This window comes from Streptomyces sp. NBC_00523, assembly GCF_036346615.1.
Classification (GTDB): domain Bacteria; phylum Actinomycetota; class Actinomycetes; order Streptomycetales; family Streptomycetaceae; genus Streptomyces.
Window position 1 is genome coordinate 31,967 of record NZ_CP107837.1, and the last position, 15,272, is coordinate 47,238.

Genomic DNA, 15,272 nt, shown 5'->3' on the forward strand with positions numbered 1-15,272 from the left:
GTGTCTGACACACCCACGCCGACCGGTACGAAGCGAGTCCTGGTCATAGGCTCCACCGGATATCTCGGCCAGTACATCGCGCAGTCGTTTGCCGATGCCGGGTACCGTGTCGCCGCCTTGCAGCGCCCCGGTGGCCGACCGGTCGACCCACGCTTCACCGCAGTACCTGGGGATCTGACGGACCCCGCCTCGTTGCACAGCGCTTCCAAGGGCTTTGACCTGGTCATTCACGCAGGCCGGATTGAGGGCACCCTGGAGCGCGAGGGTGTCGAGGCGATCCTCGCCTCCGGCACTCGGCTCATCCACACCTCTGGTGGCGACGTGCTCGGCCCTGGCGAAACCTTCGAGGACACGGTTCCCCAGCCACCCGACTGCGTGGCCTGGCGTGGCCCGGTCGAGCACGCGGTGCGCCAGGGCGGCGGCATCCTGGTCCGGCCCGGACTGATCTACGGCAACAATGGTGGCGTCGTCCCGGACCAGCTGCTGCCGGTGACCGTCAAACTGGGTGCGGGACTCTACTTCGAACGGCGTGGCATACGCTGGCCGGCCGTGCACGTTGCCGACCTCGCGGAGCTCTATCTGTTGGTGGCGGAGAAGGCCCAGCCGGGCACCGCGTGGAATGGGGTTGCCGAAACCATCCTTGTCGACGAACTCGCTGCGGCGACGGGTGAGGGAAAGTCGGTGTGCTGGCCGTCGACCGACAATCCCCCGGAGGAGATCGCGGACATCGTCGAGCTGTACGTGATGGACCATACCGTGAGTTCAGAAAGGACTCGGCGTCAGATGGGTTGGGTTCCCAAACATCTGAACGCCATCGAATATCTTCGCGAGGAGTGCACGAAGGCGCTTCAGGCGCTTTCCTGACCTCGGTTCGAGTGTCCCGCCCATGAACATGCTGGGCGGGACATTCACGTTTGGCGTGGCCCTTCGGGTCCGGCGGTGCGGTGTGGGATCGAAGTGCACAACGGACAGGGCTCCCGTGCCGTTGAGAGAGGTGTTCGACACCTCAACTCAGCGACTCAGGAGCCCTGTTCGTGCTCTGCGCACACACGATCCGGACTTCGGTCCACCGAACGGCACGCTCGCGGAACGCGACCGCATGACCGTCATCGCCAGAGCCGTCCTCACCCTGGAAAGACAACGCTGAAAACGCTCAGTGAAGGACGACCGGGAGGGTTGCGTAGCCGTTCATGATGAACGTGCCCTGCGGCGGAATGTCCTCAGGCGCGGTGGCGAGCCGCATGTTGGGGAACCGCTCGAAGAGAGCCGGAAGGGCGAGTGTCGCCTGGAGAGTGGCCAGCGAGCGGCCGAGGCACGCGTGTGGTCCGTGGCCGAACGACAGGTTGGTCTTGTCCTCGCGCAGGATGTCAAAGGCATCGGCGGTCTCGCCGTGGACCTTCGGGTCGCGCCCGACGCCCGCGAAGGCAATCATCACCAGGTCGCCCTTCTCGATCCGGACGCCGCCGATCTCGACGTCCTCGGCCGCGTACCGGAAGGGCAGCTGGGCGACCGCGGCGTCCTTGCGGACGGTCTCGGCAAACGCCGTAGCCCAGTCGGCCTTTCCGCTCGTCACCAGCTCCAGCTGGTCGGGGTGGCTCAGCAGGTCGACGACCGCGTGTGCCATGACGTTGCCGAGCGTCTCGGACCCTGCCCCGAGCAGCACGTGGAGGCTGCCGAGGAGTTCGTCGTCGGTCAGGGCGTCGTCCTCTTCACGTGCCTGGATCAGCAGACTGGTGAGGTCGTCACCGGGCTTTGCGCGCTTGGTGGCGACAAGCTCTGCCATGGCCTCGTGCCACTGACGCAGGTTCTCCTCCGCCTCCTCCGGCGTGATGGTCGTCTTGCTGTTGGCCACCGCGCCCTGCAGCATCCGCTTGCGCGCCTCGACCGGCACCCCGAACATGTCACAGATGACCCAGGCGGGCAGGGCGTACGTGAACCGGCCCTTGAGATCGACAGCCTCACCCGGCTCGGCGGTTTCCAGGTCGTCGAGCAGTTCCCCGATGACCTTCTCGATGAGCGGACGGCTGGCTTCCACCTGGCGGGGTGCGAAAGCGTGGGAGACCAGCTTGCGCAGCCGATCGTGCTCTTCGCCGTCCCGGGTGTTGATGTTCTCCATCATCACCCAGGTGATCATTTCCCAGTCCATGGACACGTCGCCGTTGACCAGCGGCGGCCAGTACTTCTTGGCGTTCTTGGGGAACCGCGGGTCGAGAAGCATCTTCTTGGCGACCGCGTAGTCGGTCACCGACCAGCCGAAGTAGCCGCCCGGTAGTTCGACACGCGTCACCGGCCCCTGTGCACGCAGCGCGCGTGCCTCGGCATGGATGTCCTTGCCCAGGCGGTCAAGGACGATCGGGCACTTACCCATTGAGTCTCCTCCAATGGACCTAGTGATGCCGGCGGTATCCGGCTTCGGAGTCGCCGACGGGCTGTGTGTGAAATCGGTGTTCGCCCTCCAGCGGGGGCACCGGACGGAGCGCCCAGGGCTTCCGCGAGTTCCCGGGATCGCCCACCTGGGGCGGTGATGCTCAGGAGTGGCTACGGGCGCTGGTCGTAGCTCTCCGTCAGGGTGGGGTCCTTGACGATGGCCGGCGCCAAGGCCTCGTCGATCCTGCGCACGAGTTCCTCGTCCAGCTTCTGGCCTGACGCGGCGACGTTCTCGACGACCTGTTCGGGGCGCGAGGCGCCAACGATCGCCGCGGACACAGACGGGTTGTGCAGCACCCAGGCGATCGCCAGCTGGGCGAGGGTGAGGCCGGCCTCCGCCGCCAGCGGCTTGAGCAGCATCACCCGCTCCAGGAGCTCGTCCTTGAGCAGATGCCCCATGAACATGTCGTTGGCCGGGTCGGCTCCTCGGGCACCTGCGGGTCGCTGCTGTCCGGGCACGTACTTTCCGGTGAGCACGCCCTGCGCCATAGGTGACCAGGCGAACAGTCCAAGCCCTTCCTCGTCCCCCGCCGGAATCACCGCGGACTCGGGGACCCGCCAGATCGCGTTGTACTGAGGCTGGGAGGAGATCAGCGGCAGGCGCAGCTCGCGGGCGAGTGCGGCAGCCGCGTGGATCTGCTCCGCGGTCCACTCCGAAACCCCGATGTAGAGGGCCTTGCCCGCGCGGACCACGTCGGCAAATGCCTCCATGGTCTCCTCGAGCGGGGTGAACTTGTCGAAACGGTGGGCCTGGTAGATGTCGACGTAGTCCGTCCGCAGCCGCCGCAGGGAGCCGTCGATCGACTCGAGCACGTGTTTGCGGGACAGACCGCGATCGTTGCGGCCCGGGCCCGTGGGGAAGTAGACCTTGGTGAGGATCTCCAGGCCTTGCCGACGCTCGCCGTGCAGGGCTTCGCCCAGCACGGACTCCGCACGGGTATCGGCGTACATGTCCGCCGTGTCGAATGTGGTGATCCCGGCGTCGAGCGCCGCGCGGACACACGCGCGCGCGGCGTCGGCCTCGATCTGCGACCCGTGGGTGATCCAGTTACCGTAGGCGATCTCACTTACCATCAGGCCACTGCGGCCGACGAAGCGGTATTCCATCGTTCCGTCCTCTCGGTTCGGCCGATCGACAACGAGGGGTACCGCAGGCACCCCTCGTCGCGGTCCGGCCTGGTCAGCTGCCCGAACCCGGCATCGGGACCACGCCGCCCATCGGGGTGTTCGCGTAGCAATCCACCAGCCACTCGCCGTCGCGCTCGACGAAGAACCACATGGCGCGGATGGCGTGCTCGGTCGGCACCTCGGTGGCGTCGGGCAGATACGCGCCTCCCTCCGAGAGAAGCAGCACGACCTTCTCGTCCGCGCCGACGTAACGCATCTCCTTCGGCACGCCGAGAACGTGCGTTCCCTTCCACTTGCCGCGGAAGGCTTCAGCCATGTACTCGTGAATGGCCGGGCGGCCCTTGAGCAACGCCCCGGGGAGAATCACGCTGGCGTCCGGTGCGTAGACCAGCGAGAACGCTTCGGCGTCCTGTGCGCGCCAGGCCGCGACGACGCGCTGGATGAGCCCACGGACCGCTGCTGCGTCGTGAGGACGAACCGCGTTGGTCGGCGCGGCTGTTGTGTCGGTGGTCATGGTTCTCCTGTCGGGTCGCTCAGACGAAGAAGGTGTTCGGCTCAAGCCCGCACAGCACCCGGCCGTAGAGCTCGAGGTTGGTGCTGGGCAGGTTGAGCGCGTGGATGGTGATGGCCTGGATGTCCCGGCGGATGCGCTGGATGAGCTGGTCGGCGTAGATGGAACTGCCGCCGGATGCGCCGGCGAGCAGGTCCACCGCCTCCGCGGTGAGCTGGCACACCCTGCCGACGGCCACTCGTGCGTAGGCGCGTTCCTGAAGCGTCCACTCCTGACCCGCGCCCGCCTTGCCGTCCACCATCGCGGCGAGCTTGCGGGCATGATGCTCGGCCTCGTCGGTCTTCAGCGTCGCCTCGGCGACCTGCAGATGGGTGACGGGTGCGTCGATCTGCCGCTCATACGACGTGTTGGTTATGGGGCGCTTGGCGATCCGTTCCAGGAAGTCCTCCTGGGCCGCGCGGGCCAGACCGATGAGCTTGCCGCAGGTGGCGGCCCCGACAGCACCGACCACCGGCGCGCGGTACATCGTCGATTCGGCATTGCGCTTCGAGGCGTACTGCTGCTGCAGCAGGGCCGGGATGGGGATGTAGCGCCCCTCCGGGACGAAGACGTCCTGCCCGCTCAGCGTGACGCTGCCGGTGCCACGCAGGCCGGAGACGTCCCAGTCCTCGACGACGTCGAGCTCGGCGCTCGGAACAAGTCCCATGATCGGCAGCGCACCGTCATCAGTGGGCAGGATGGCCGAGAACACCTTCCAGGAACTGTGCGCGGCGCCGCTGTTGAACGCCCAGGTTCCGGTGACCCGGAGGCCGCCCGTGGTGGGTTCGGCCGTAGCCGTCGGCGCGAGGGTGCCGCAGATGCGCACGTCCGGGTCGGCGAAGACCACGTCCTGCACCTCATCGGGGAAGAGGCCCACATTCCACGACATGATCCACCAAGCGGCGACATCGAAGGCCACGGAACCGTCGCCGCGACCGAGTTCGATGCCCACGTCTATCAGCGTGGCCGCGTCGCACTCGTAGCCGCCGAAGCGCGCGGGGGTCCGCATGCGGAAGATCCCGGCTTCGGTCAGCGCGGCGACCACCTCGTCCGCAAGTCGAGCCTTGTGCTCGGCGCGGGCAGCATGCTCGCGCAGCATCGGCACCAAGCCCCTGGCGCGCTCGACCAGTTCGGTCCGAGTGGGTATGGCTGTGCTCTGCACTTCGGCTCTCCTCTACTGTGACTGTGCCGGCGTCGTGGCGCGCACTGCCGCGGCGAATGACCGCAGATCGGCGGTGAGCAGGTCAGGCTCTTCCATCGCGGCGAAATGACCGCCGCGATCGTGCTCGGACCACTGAACGATGTTCGGAAAGACTCGCTCGGCGAAGCGGCGGATCGGCTGTGCGGGATCGCGGGGAAAGACCGAGACACCCAGCGGCACCGGCAGCACCGGCGGCGGCGGGGGCATGTTCGGCGCGGTGGGCAGAAGCGGGGCGTTGTCGCAGTAGAAGTGCGCGGACGACGCTCCGCTGCGGGTCAGCCAGTAGAGCGTGGCGTTGGTCAGCAGCTGATCGCGGTCCACCGCGTCATCGGGCGACTTCTCCGCGTCGGTCCACTCCATGAACTTCTCTACGATCCAAGCGAGTTGGCCTACCGGGGAATCGGTCAGGCTGTACGCCAGCGTCTGTGGCCGGGTGGCCTGGAGCTTCATGTAGCCCGATCCCTCATCGGCGAAGAGCGACAGCAGGCCGAGCCGGCCGAGCTCGATCTCGCTGAGGCCGATGAGGTCGGCGGGGTCAGGTCCCGGCGGGGTGATCAGGAAGTTCAGATGCAGCCCGGCGACGTGCTCGGCGTCAAGACCGGCCTGGATCGTTCCGACCCATGTGCCCAGGTCGGCGCCCTGAATCACGTACCGGTCGTAGCCAAGGCGGCCCATCAGCTCGGCCCAGGCGCCTGCCGTCCGGAAGAAGCTCCAGCCGCGGTCGGCCACGGGGTTGGAGAAGCCGAAGCCAGGAAGGCTGGGGATCACCAGGTGGAACGCCTGCGAGGGGTCTCCGCCATGTGCGCGGGGATCCGTCAGTGGCCCGATCACGTTGGTGAATTCCACGAAGGATCCCGGCCACCCATGCGTCATGATCATCGGTGTCGCGTCCGGCTCGGGCGAGCGTACGTGCAGGAAGTGGATCGGCGTGCCGGCGATCTCCACGCGGAACTGCGGGAACTCGTTGAGCTTGGCCTCTGCGGCGCGCCAGTCGAACTCGGTCCGCCAGTAGGACACCAGATCACGGAGGTAGTCGAGTGGCACACCCCGCTCCCAGTCCATGCCGGGGGACGTCTCCGGCCATCGGGTGGCGGCCAGTCGTCGCTGAAGATCCTCGAGCTCGGCCTCGGGGATATTGATACGGAAGGGTTGCATCTACGCTCCATGACCTTCGGCAGGACGATGACGGCGAGACAGGGAGTTGCCGCGCCCAGCGGAAAGGGGCCGACGTCCGTCACGCTAGGCGGACGACGCAGACCGCCGAAAGTTCCTGGCTGACCAGCGCAATCACGAAGTGGAAGCCTCGCACTACGGAAGAAGAACGAAGGCGTGCCCGGGCTTTAGCGTGGACTGAGGACGACAGCGGGTCCGTATGGTTCACACCCAAGGAGATATGAGCTCATGGCAGCACACATCGGCGACCGCGCGGTCGTGCTGGGCGGGGGGATCGCGGGGTTGTTCGCCGCGCGCGTCCTTTCCGAGTCGTACCACGAGGTGACCGTGATCGACCGGGACACCCTCACCGGCGCCTACGGTCCGCGCTCCGCCGCCCCACAGGGCCACCACATCCACGCACTGCTCGCCCGTGGGCAGCAGGTCATGGAGGAGCTCTTCCCGGGCATCACGCGCGAGCTGACGGCGTGCGGTGTGCCGGTCGGTGACTTCGGTTCCAGCCTGAGCTGGTACTTCAACGGGCGGATGATACGCAGGACGGAGACCGGTCTGGTCTGCGTTGCCGCCGGTCGTGCACGGCTGGAGGCTCACCTGCGCGAGCGCGTCACCGCGCTTCCCGGCGTGCGCTTGGTCGAGCGCACCGACATCCTCGGACTGGTCACGACCGGGCGGGAGCGGGTCGTCGGAGTACGGATACAGGAGAAGACGCCTGGGTCCGCCGAGAGGAGCCTGGAGGCCGACATCGTCGTCGACACCACGGGCCGCGGCTCCCGCACCCCGCGGTGGCTCGAGGAACTCGGTTTCGGGCAGGTGCCGCAGGAACGCGTCGACATGGATCTGACGTACACCACGTGCGACTTCGAGGGGCCGCTGCCCTTCGATCCGATCGGCGACGACATCGCGCTGATTCCCGTGGCGACGCCGGCGATGCCGCGTGGAGCGATCTTCGCCCGCATGCCGGACCGATACTCGCTCTCGCTCAACGGAATCCTCGGCGACAAGCCACCGACGGACCTCGAGGGTTTCCTCCGGTACGCCAGGACGCTGCCCGTCCCGGAGATCTACGAGGCGGTCAAGGACGCCGTTCCGATGGGCAAGCCCCACACCTTCCACTTCCCGGCCAGCGTGCGCCGGCACTACGAACTGCTGCCCGACCTGCCTGAGGGCCTGATCGTCCTGGGCGACGCGGCGTGCACGTTCAATCCGGTGTACGCGCAGGGCATGACCGTCTCCGCGCTGGGTGCTGCACTGCTCGCCGAGCATCTGAAGGTCGGATCGCCGCCCAAGCCCACCGCGTTCCAGCGGGACCTGGCCCAGGTGATCGACGCGCCGTGGATGATGGCCGCGGGCGCCGACCTGGGCTTCCCCGGAGTCCAGGGTCTGCGCACGCTTGAGGTTCGGATGGGCAACGGGTACATGCCCAAGCTGCAGGCCGCCGCCACGGCTGACCCCACTCTGTCCGAGGCCTTTCTGCGTGCGGCCGGCATGATCGACCCGCCGCAGGCTCTGATGAGCCCGGAGATCATGGGCCGTGTCTTCGCGGCAGGCTGATCCTGGACGCACCTCGCCGCCCTCTCGGCCGCGTCGGTCTCGGACACCCCGATGAGTCGCCTGGGCCGGCGAAGCGTGCCGCGCGCCCGTGTCCGCCTGGAGGCGATTCTCCAGGCGGACACGGGCGCGCCGGCCAGCCGAACCGGACACGCGGCCTCGGGCCCGCGAACTCGCCCCCCGTCGGCGTACTCCTCGAAGTGCTCGCCCCCGTACAAGTGAACGTGCCCGGTCGAGTGCCGTATCGGGCGGAGCAGACGGCCAGGCCGTGTCGCGCTGTGTGCCCTGACGGGAGAGGGGTGCGCCAGAAATTTGCGTGCTGAGGCTACGAGCTTTTGGCATGATCGCCCGGTTGTCCTACTGTGCCTGGTTCTGGAGGAACACCACGGCTGTCAACCACGAACTCGCTCCGGCCCGGCTGCCGTGGTCTGCCGTCGATCCCGACCGCATCGCCTTCGCCTGGGACGAAGCAGAGGCAGCCGAGATCACCGCGGTGATCGCCTCGATGGTGCCTCCTGACGATGCCGGGTGGAAAGAGAAACATCGCTTCACCATCGAGGTCACGGTGCTCCTGGCCGCCCGATACGGCCGATGGGCCTGCGGATGGCATTGGGCGGTCGGTGAGGGCGGCGGCGGTGGCGTCGTCACCCACTGGTGCTGCACCTCCCACTCCATAGGTGGGCCCGCGGCAACGGCTGCCAGGGTGGTCGCGTCGCTGCTGGAGTGGCGCGACTGGCTGGAGGAGTTGGCGGGGCGGTTCGAGCAGTTGGCTCCACCCAACGGAGCGAATGCCGAGGATCGCAGCTGGCATCTGGAACGGGCGGCCACCCGACTCGTGACCGTGGTCATGGACCGCACGGGTGCCGAATGCGGCTGGTACGGGCTCTGTCACACGGTACTGACGTGGTTCCTCTCCTCCACGGGCGTGGGAACGCAAGACGCGAAGGACGCGGTCGACACCGCGATCGGCGGACGGTTCAAGAGCTGGACCGCGCCGTCGCGGACCCTCATCGACACAGTGGGAGAGGACCTTGCCGTAGATCTGACCGGAGTGCAGCCCTACCGTGAACGCTGACGCCTTGACCGCCTGGGTCCAGATCAGGAACCAGATCGACTGGACTTCCGCGGCCGGTGAGGTGCCGACCTCTGTCGAGCCCCTCGTGGATGGCCTCACCATCTGGTGCAGGGAAGGGGGCCGTTCCGCGGACCTCGATCGAGGCCGGCGATTGCTCGCGGCGCTGGCTCAGTCGCGCACAGACGCTTCTCATCGGCTCCCTCTCACCTGCACGCTGCTGGCCGGATGGCAGCAGCTGGTCCTCGGCATGCCTGGGGTGCAGTTCCGACAAGGCGATGCCTTCGCCAAGGGTGGCCGGGAACGCTACGCCCTGACGTCACACACCAGGCGCGACTTTGAGCACTGTCTGCGCGACAGCGCCGACCCGCGAGTCCCTCTGGCCTCCCGCGCGGCCAGGGCTTACCTGGACGTGGCCTTCTTCCACCCCTTCCCGGATGGCAACGCCCGCCTCGCCATGCTCACCCTGGCCTACGTCCTGGAGCTGGAGGGAGTCCGATTGGACCAGGTCGGACCCTTGCAGACCACGCGCTACGCGGACGATGACGCCGGGGCGGCAGACCTGGCCGCTCTGGTCTTCGTCCTCACCCGCTCGACCCACCGACGGGCCACCGGATTCCCTCGCTGAGGCAGCAGCCCTCCTCCATACGTGCGCGGAGCCGACAGATGGTTGTCGGCTCCGCGCACGTATGGAGGAGGGCTGCTGTCACAGGGCCTGGATCATCGCCTCGGCAACATGAGTGTCCTGCTCCACAGTGCCGCCGGACACACCAACCGCGCCGATCGTACGGTTGTTTGCATCCGAGAGCGGGAGGCCGCCCCCGAAGGTGATCAAGCCGTCGTTGCTGTGATCGATGCTGTAGAGCGGGCCGCCGGGCTGCGAGATCTCGCCCAGGGTCGCGCTGGGCATGCGGAACAGCACTGAGGTCTTCGCCTTCTTCAGGGCGATGTCGATGCAACCGAGCCAGGCGTCGTCCATCCTCGTGAAGTGCAGCAGGTGGCCGCCGGCGTCGACGATCGCGATGTTCATCGCGACGCCGATGTGCTCAGCGGCCTTCTGGCCGGCAGCGGCTATCCGAGCGGTTGTCTCCAGGGTCAAATCGGTCACGGCAGGTCCTGCCCTTCGGGGTCATCGGTAGGAGCGGAAGGCTGAGGATCGTGGGGTGGTGCTCATCGCGCAGGAGCGGACAAGACGCAAAGAGAACGAGCAGGCCGGCCGGGCACGGCACGGAGCACGAGCGAGGTCCACGTGGAGCCCGCTGTCCGGCGATCGCTAGCCGAGCGGGCGCAGACCCGTACCGGCCAGCAGATACGAACCCGTCTGCTCCGTCCCGTCGGCGGCCAGGCTCACGAACGCGGCTCCTGCCACCTCCGGGGTGAGGACCGGGTCCCCCATCCCCTTGATGAACTCCTCGACGCCGAGGCCGCCCTGGCGTGCGTATGCCTCGGCCGCAGCGAGGCCGAATGGGGTGGCTGGAGTCAGCTGCGGCAACACTGCCGCGAAGTTGATCCCGAGACCTTCCCGGTCCGCCTCCTGTGCCGCGTATTCGGTCAGGAAGCGCACGGTCGACTTGGCGCCGGCGTAACCTCCGCTCAGAGGAGATCCGCGCAGGGCCGCCCCACTGCTGGTCACGATCACCTGGCTGCCTGGCTCAAGCGGCCGTACCAAGGCCTCACGTACCCATGTGAAGGCGATCCGGACGTCAACGTCCCACGGCGTCGAGAAGGTTTCCCAGGTCTGCTGTGCAATCGGGCGCAGCAGCGGCGAGGCACCCGCAAGGATCGCGAGCACGTCCGGACGGTGACGGTCGAGCAGCTGACCGGCCAGCACCGGGTCGGCTGCGTCGCCTTGCTCGCAGTGCAGCCGCGGCTGTCCTGCGGCGAGTTCGCTCAGGGGGGCCATGTCGCGGGAGAGCGCCACCACCTCTGCCCCGGCGGTGAGGAACGCCTCGGCCACACCTCGGCCGAGCCCCCGGCTCGCGCCTACCACCAGGGCGCGTCGTCCTGCGAGTTGACCCATTCTCCTCGTTCCCTTCCCTCGTGCGCGACAGCGGGTGGCGGCTGTGTCACCGATCTCCGTGGATTCGGAACTACGGCAGTGCCGTGCACGGCGGAAGCCGGGACGTTGCTGGGTACCTGATCGGCGCGAACGAATGCCGCAGACGCTGACTTTGGCAGGAGGGCCCGGTGTGGACATCTTTCAGATTGCCGAACCGGAGGCCTCTCCTGCCAATCACCTGATGGGGTGAGGACTGCCATGCGGCCGAAGAGTCCGAAGGGCGTCCTGACCAACGTGCGGCCGTGTTGATCAGGACGCGGGAAACCTCTCTACGACTGAGACGAATCCCCTCGTGCGATCAGTTCCTCAAGGCTGGCGAACGGCCGCAGCTCCAGGCGCCCCAGCTGCGCCAGCGGGTGAGCCCGTGCCACTTCGATGGCCTCATCGCTGTCCGCGCACTCAAGGATGTCGAAGCCGACGATGACATCCTGGGTAGCGGCGAATGGACCTTCCGTCACGAGCAACTCGCCGTTGCGAACACGGACGGTCAGGGCCTCCTTGGTGGACACCAGGGGACTGCCCAGCACACGCCGGCCGTTTGCGTCGTTGGCGGCGACCCAAGGACCGCAGTCATCGGATACGCCCGTCTCGGGCTCGCTGTCGGTGCACACGAACATCATGAACTTCATTGGTCTGCTCCTTGGGATACCACGATGTGCTCCTTGCCGCGCACCACGCCAGGCGGACGAACAGGGCTGGGCGTCGTCTCCATTGGTGAGGTGCCACCGGATGCAGGACGCCGCGCCGAGGCCGAGTGCGGTGCAGACGGTCAATCATGGGAGGCCGGGCTGAACGGCGAGGTTGCCGTGCGGGATGCCGCGGACCGCGTACCAGTCGGCGGCGAGCGCGTCGAACCGCGCCGGCGAGGCCGAGTGGAGGTTGGTCCGGGCAGGCGCTCGGTCTCGGCCATCACCACACCGTGCAGACTACTCAACCCGCCAAATGAGACGACGCCAAAAGGCCAAGATTGGCTGGAAGAGAGCACTGGGCGAGATTGAAGCAAGGACCGAGAAGGTGTGTTGCCCGGGCAGCCATCGGGCTGCCCCGTTGGCCGCGGCTGTGGCGCGGCCGAACGCCTCTGCCACGCCCGGGTTGGGCTCGGTCCACTCAAGTCCGTCCGGCAGTGGCGCTGCGGGTAACAGGTCGAGGGAGGCTCCGGGGACCAACGGCAACGGATTGACGAGCCACGGCACCACCTGGTTCTCCGGAACGACGGACAGCGCCTGTGCAGGGGCTCGGGTAAGGGTGCCAGATCGCCTGGTCCGGAAGGGGAGCAATATCAAGGTTGCCGGTGGTCCTGTCAGGGCGTTTGATGGCCGACGGGCTGTACGGACGATCGGAAGAGATCAGCGCGACCGGATTACTTCAAGTGACCCCGTCGCGTTGCCGTCCCAGCCTTCGCAGGTGTGTTTCGGTTTCCGTGCGCGCGTGGAAGTCCGCACGTTGTTCTGAACGACTGAGGTGGTGAGGTATACGCGATCGGGCGGTCCGCACCCGTGAGGGCAACATCGAGGCCGCGGCGTCCACGTTCGAGGAACGGGGCTACGTCGGCCCGAGGAGGGCCCGGACGATCGGCGCGGAGTCCGGGCGCGGCTCCCGGCCTGGCGGGCCGTGGTGTCACTGCTCCTGGCCCGCCGTGAGGACAACCCCCCGCACCGTCACGTTTGCTGCCCTCCAACCACACCGCCGAGGATAGGAAGTGGCCCATGCCGTCGACACAGCACGTGAGGCTCGGCAAAACCGAGTGGCTCGCCTGGCCCGACGCACTGTTGCGGAGCACGGGCTTCCCGGCCTCCGGCCTGCTCAGGTTCGCCGCCGGCGAGTGTGCGGAGCGCGCTGACGACTTCCTTGCGGGGAGAGCGGACCGCGACGCCTTCGCCACGGTCTTCGAGAAGACCGTGGTCGATATATCGGCCGAGATGAACCGGGTGGCCGCCGACCCGTCCCTCCGCGAGGCAATCGTCTGGCAGAACCCCGCCGTGGCCGGTCTACTGGACTCTCTCCTGCGGAATCAGGAGCCGATCAGGCGAAATGCCAAGCGGCGATACCGCGAGGTGCAGCTCAGCAAGTTCTGGCAGCGCTACAGCTCCAAGGCGGAGACCATCGGATTCTTCGGGCCGTCCCTGTGGATCACGCTCGACCCGGAACGCTCCGACATCCATGCTGTGCCCGGGCCCCAGCTGATTGACAAGCGCCATGTGTTCCTGGAGCCGTGGGCGGTTGTCGCGTACGGCGAGTGGCTCACCACGGATGAGGAGATGCGCCGGTGGCTTCCGCCGGCCAGGCACCCCCACCATCTCCTGGAGCGGGAACAGGTGACCCGGCCGGGCGAGGAGCCCGCCGTGATCTCGGAGGCGGAATTCGTCCTGCTGCGGGCATGCAACGGCAAACGTCCGGCCGCCCTTGTCGCGCAGCAGCTGTCCTCCGGGGATGCCCCTCTGTTCGCGAGCACGGACGAGGTCTATCAACTCCTCGACGCGCTGGTGGAGCGAAAGCTGGCGACTTGGGATGCCAACGTGCCTCTCAACACAGCTGGTGCGGGGATACTTGACGAACGTATCGCGGCCATCGGCGACCCACGGCTGCGCGACAGGGCCCGCTCGGGATTCGATCGGCTCAAGGCGGCCCGGGACGGCGTGGCGAGGGCCGCGGGTGACCCTGCCGCGCTGGAGGCCGCGCAGCTCCACTTGAGCAACGAGTTCACGGAGATCACGGGACGACCGGCACGCCGCCGCGGCGGCGTGACCTATGGCGGCCGGGGACTGTGCTACGAGGACACGACGCGCGACCTTGAGCTGTCACTCGGACGCGACTTCATCGACGACTTGGCGGCGCCGCTGAGCATCGTCCTGCAGGCGACCCGTTGGCTCACCGTGGCCATGGCCGAGGTTTACGAGCAAGAGTTGCGCCGCCTCTACACAGAGCATTCCCCGTCGGGCGAACACCTGACGCTCGGTGACATCTGGCCGCGCGTCCTTCGCCTCTTCTTCGGTTCCGGTGCGAAAGCCGCCGACGGGGTGACGCAGGACTTCATCGAGCGGTGGACGCAGGTACTCGGCCTGAACGAATCGACCACCGGCCTGAACGAGTTGCGCTTGTCCGCGGACGCACTTGCCCAGCGGGTCCGGGAGCGGTTCCCGGCATCGGCGCCCGGCTGGGACGGCGGCCGGGTGCACAGTCCTGACCTGCACATCTGTGCCTCGTCGCCACAAGCGGTGAACGAAGGTGACTACATGATGGTGCTGGGCGAAATGCATGCCGCAGCGGGCACGATGGAAGGGCACCTCTTCGGCTGGTCCCTGGATGATCCGGCAAGTGTGGTGGAACGGCTCGCGGCAGATCAGGGCAAGGACCGCATCATCCCGCTGTTCCCCAAAGTGTGGCCGCGCAACGCCGGCCGAACCGTCCCGTTCGAGCACTCGGTCAATGACCGCTTCCTGGCCTTCTCCTCCGTGCCGGGCGCCGACCTCGACCGCACCACCTCCATCGCCGCGATCGACCTGTCACTTCGAGACGATCGCGTATGGGCGAGTATGGAAGGCCGTGAGTTTCCGTTGGTGCACGTGCTTTCAGCCTTCCTGTCGATGGCGAACATCGACGCACTCAAGCTCGTCTCGGCAGGCGAGCACACTCCCAGGATCAGCGTCGACCGCCTGGTGCTGTTTCGCGAGACCTGGCGAACCACGGCGGAGGCGACGGGCTTGCTCCCGGTTCGGAGCGAATCGGAGGAATTCCTCGCCGCACGTCGCTGGCGTCAGCACAACAATCTGCCGGAGCGCTGCTTTGTCAAGATCTCCACTGAAACCAAACCCTTCTACGTTGACCTGAGCAGCCCACTGTTCGTGTCCTCACTCAGTACCGCCCTTCGCGCCGCGCGAAAGTCCGCTCGGGAGAACGAGGTGGTCACCGTGACCGTCACCGAGATGCTCCCCGCCCCCGAAGAGGCGTGGGTTCCCGGCCCCGACGGCGAGTCGTTCTTCGGTGAGGTCAGAATGCACGTCGTCGACCCTCAGCCGTGTGCCCAGCCGTAGGGCCTGATGATGCGGACAGTTGAACGTCGAGGCCCTCCGGCATGCCTCGACGGCTCACCTGTCCGTGTCGCGTTGAAGCTCCG

At 67.3% G+C, this 15,272-nt stretch carries 13 protein-coding genes; 5 read left to right on the forward strand and 8 right to left on the reverse strand.

From position 1 onward, the window contains the following. A complete protein-coding gene (locus tag OHS17_RS32820; RefSeq protein ID WP_330315451.1) occupies positions 1-864 on the forward strand; it encodes an NAD-dependent epimerase/dehydratase family protein in 864 nt (287 codons plus the stop codon). 289 nt (positions 865-1,153) lie between these two features. Here OHS17_RS32820 and OHS17_RS32825 read toward each other — a convergent pair whose 3' ends face one another. From OHS17_RS32825 to OHS17_RS32845, 5 genes are all read right to left on the reverse strand, one after another. Continuing rightward, positions 1,154-2,368 carry a cytochrome P450 family protein gene (locus OHS17_RS32825; RefSeq protein WP_330315452.1) on the reverse strand — a complete coding sequence of 405 codons (1,215 nt, stop codon included), beginning with the start codon at positions 2,366-2,368 and terminating at the stop codon, positions 1,154-1,156. A 170-nt stretch (positions 2,369-2,538) separates the two neighbouring features. Next, positions 2,539-3,534 (reverse strand): aldo/keto reductase family protein, encoded by a 996-nt coding sequence (locus OHS17_RS32830; RefSeq protein WP_330315453.1) that lies wholly within the window; start codon positions 3,532-3,534, stop codon positions 2,539-2,541. 73 nt (positions 3,535-3,607) lie between these two features. Beyond that, entirely contained in the window at positions 3,608-4,069 is a 462-nt protein-coding gene (locus OHS17_RS32835; RefSeq protein ID WP_330315454.1) for an SgcJ/EcaC family oxidoreductase, read from the reverse strand. A gap of 19 nt (positions 4,070-4,088) precedes the next feature. After that, complete coding sequence (locus tag OHS17_RS32840) at positions 4,089-5,267, reverse strand: acyl-CoA dehydrogenase family protein (RefSeq protein WP_330315455.1); 1,179 nt, start codon at positions 5,265-5,267, stop codon at positions 4,089-4,091. A gap of 12 nt (positions 5,268-5,279) precedes the next feature. Further along, on the reverse strand, positions 5,280-6,461 hold the full coding sequence (locus OHS17_RS32845; protein ID WP_330315456.1) for an epoxide hydrolase family protein: 1,182 nt from the start codon (positions 6,459-6,461) through the stop codon (positions 5,280-5,282). A gap of 246 nt (positions 6,462-6,707) precedes the next feature. Between OHS17_RS32845 and OHS17_RS32850 the strand changes: the two genes are divergently transcribed. The 3 genes from OHS17_RS32850 (at position 6,708) to OHS17_RS32860 (ending at position 9,727) form a co-directional block, all read left to right on the forward strand. Beyond that, on the forward strand, positions 6,708-8,030 hold the full coding sequence (locus tag OHS17_RS32850) for an FAD-dependent oxidoreductase (protein WP_330315457.1): 1,323 nt from the start codon (positions 6,708-6,710) through the stop codon (positions 8,028-8,030). Between the two features lie 337 nt (positions 8,031-8,367). After that, positions 8,368-9,102, forward strand: coding sequence for a hypothetical protein (locus OHS17_RS32855; RefSeq protein WP_330315458.1), 735 nt, complete (start codon positions 8,368-8,370; stop codon positions 9,100-9,102). A 4-nt stretch (positions 9,103-9,106) separates the two neighbouring features. Next, positions 9,107-9,727, forward strand: a complete 621-nt coding sequence (locus tag OHS17_RS32860) for a Fic family protein (protein ID WP_330315459.1) — start codon at positions 9,107-9,109, stop codon at positions 9,725-9,727. Between the two features lie 78 nt (positions 9,728-9,805). Here OHS17_RS32860 and OHS17_RS32865 read toward each other — a convergent pair whose 3' ends face one another. The 3 genes from OHS17_RS32865 to OHS17_RS32875 all read right to left on the reverse strand — a co-directional run bounded on the left by OHS17_RS32865 (position 9,806) and on the right by OHS17_RS32875 (position 11,787). Beyond that, positions 9,806-10,207, reverse strand: a complete 402-nt coding sequence (locus tag OHS17_RS32865) for a GlcG/HbpS family heme-binding protein (protein ID WP_018105852.1) — start codon at positions 10,205-10,207, stop codon at positions 9,806-9,808. 165 nt (positions 10,208-10,372) lie between these two features. Beyond that, positions 10,373-11,119, reverse strand: coding sequence for an SDR family NAD(P)-dependent oxidoreductase (locus OHS17_RS32870; RefSeq protein ID WP_330315460.1), 747 nt, complete (start codon positions 11,117-11,119; stop codon positions 10,373-10,375). 308 nt (positions 11,120-11,427) lie between these two features. Then, positions 11,428-11,787, reverse strand: a complete 360-nt coding sequence (locus OHS17_RS32875; RefSeq protein WP_164627311.1) for a YciI family protein — start codon at positions 11,785-11,787, stop codon at positions 11,428-11,430. 1,077 nt (positions 11,788-12,864) lie between these two features. On the opposite strand from OHS17_RS32875, the gene OHS17_RS32880 reads away from it, so the two are divergent. Further along, positions 12,865-15,189 (forward strand): lantibiotic dehydratase, encoded by a 2,325-nt coding sequence (locus OHS17_RS32880; RefSeq protein ID WP_330315461.1) that lies wholly within the window; start codon positions 12,865-12,867, stop codon positions 15,187-15,189. The last annotated feature ends 83 nt before the right edge of the window (positions 15,190-15,272 follow it).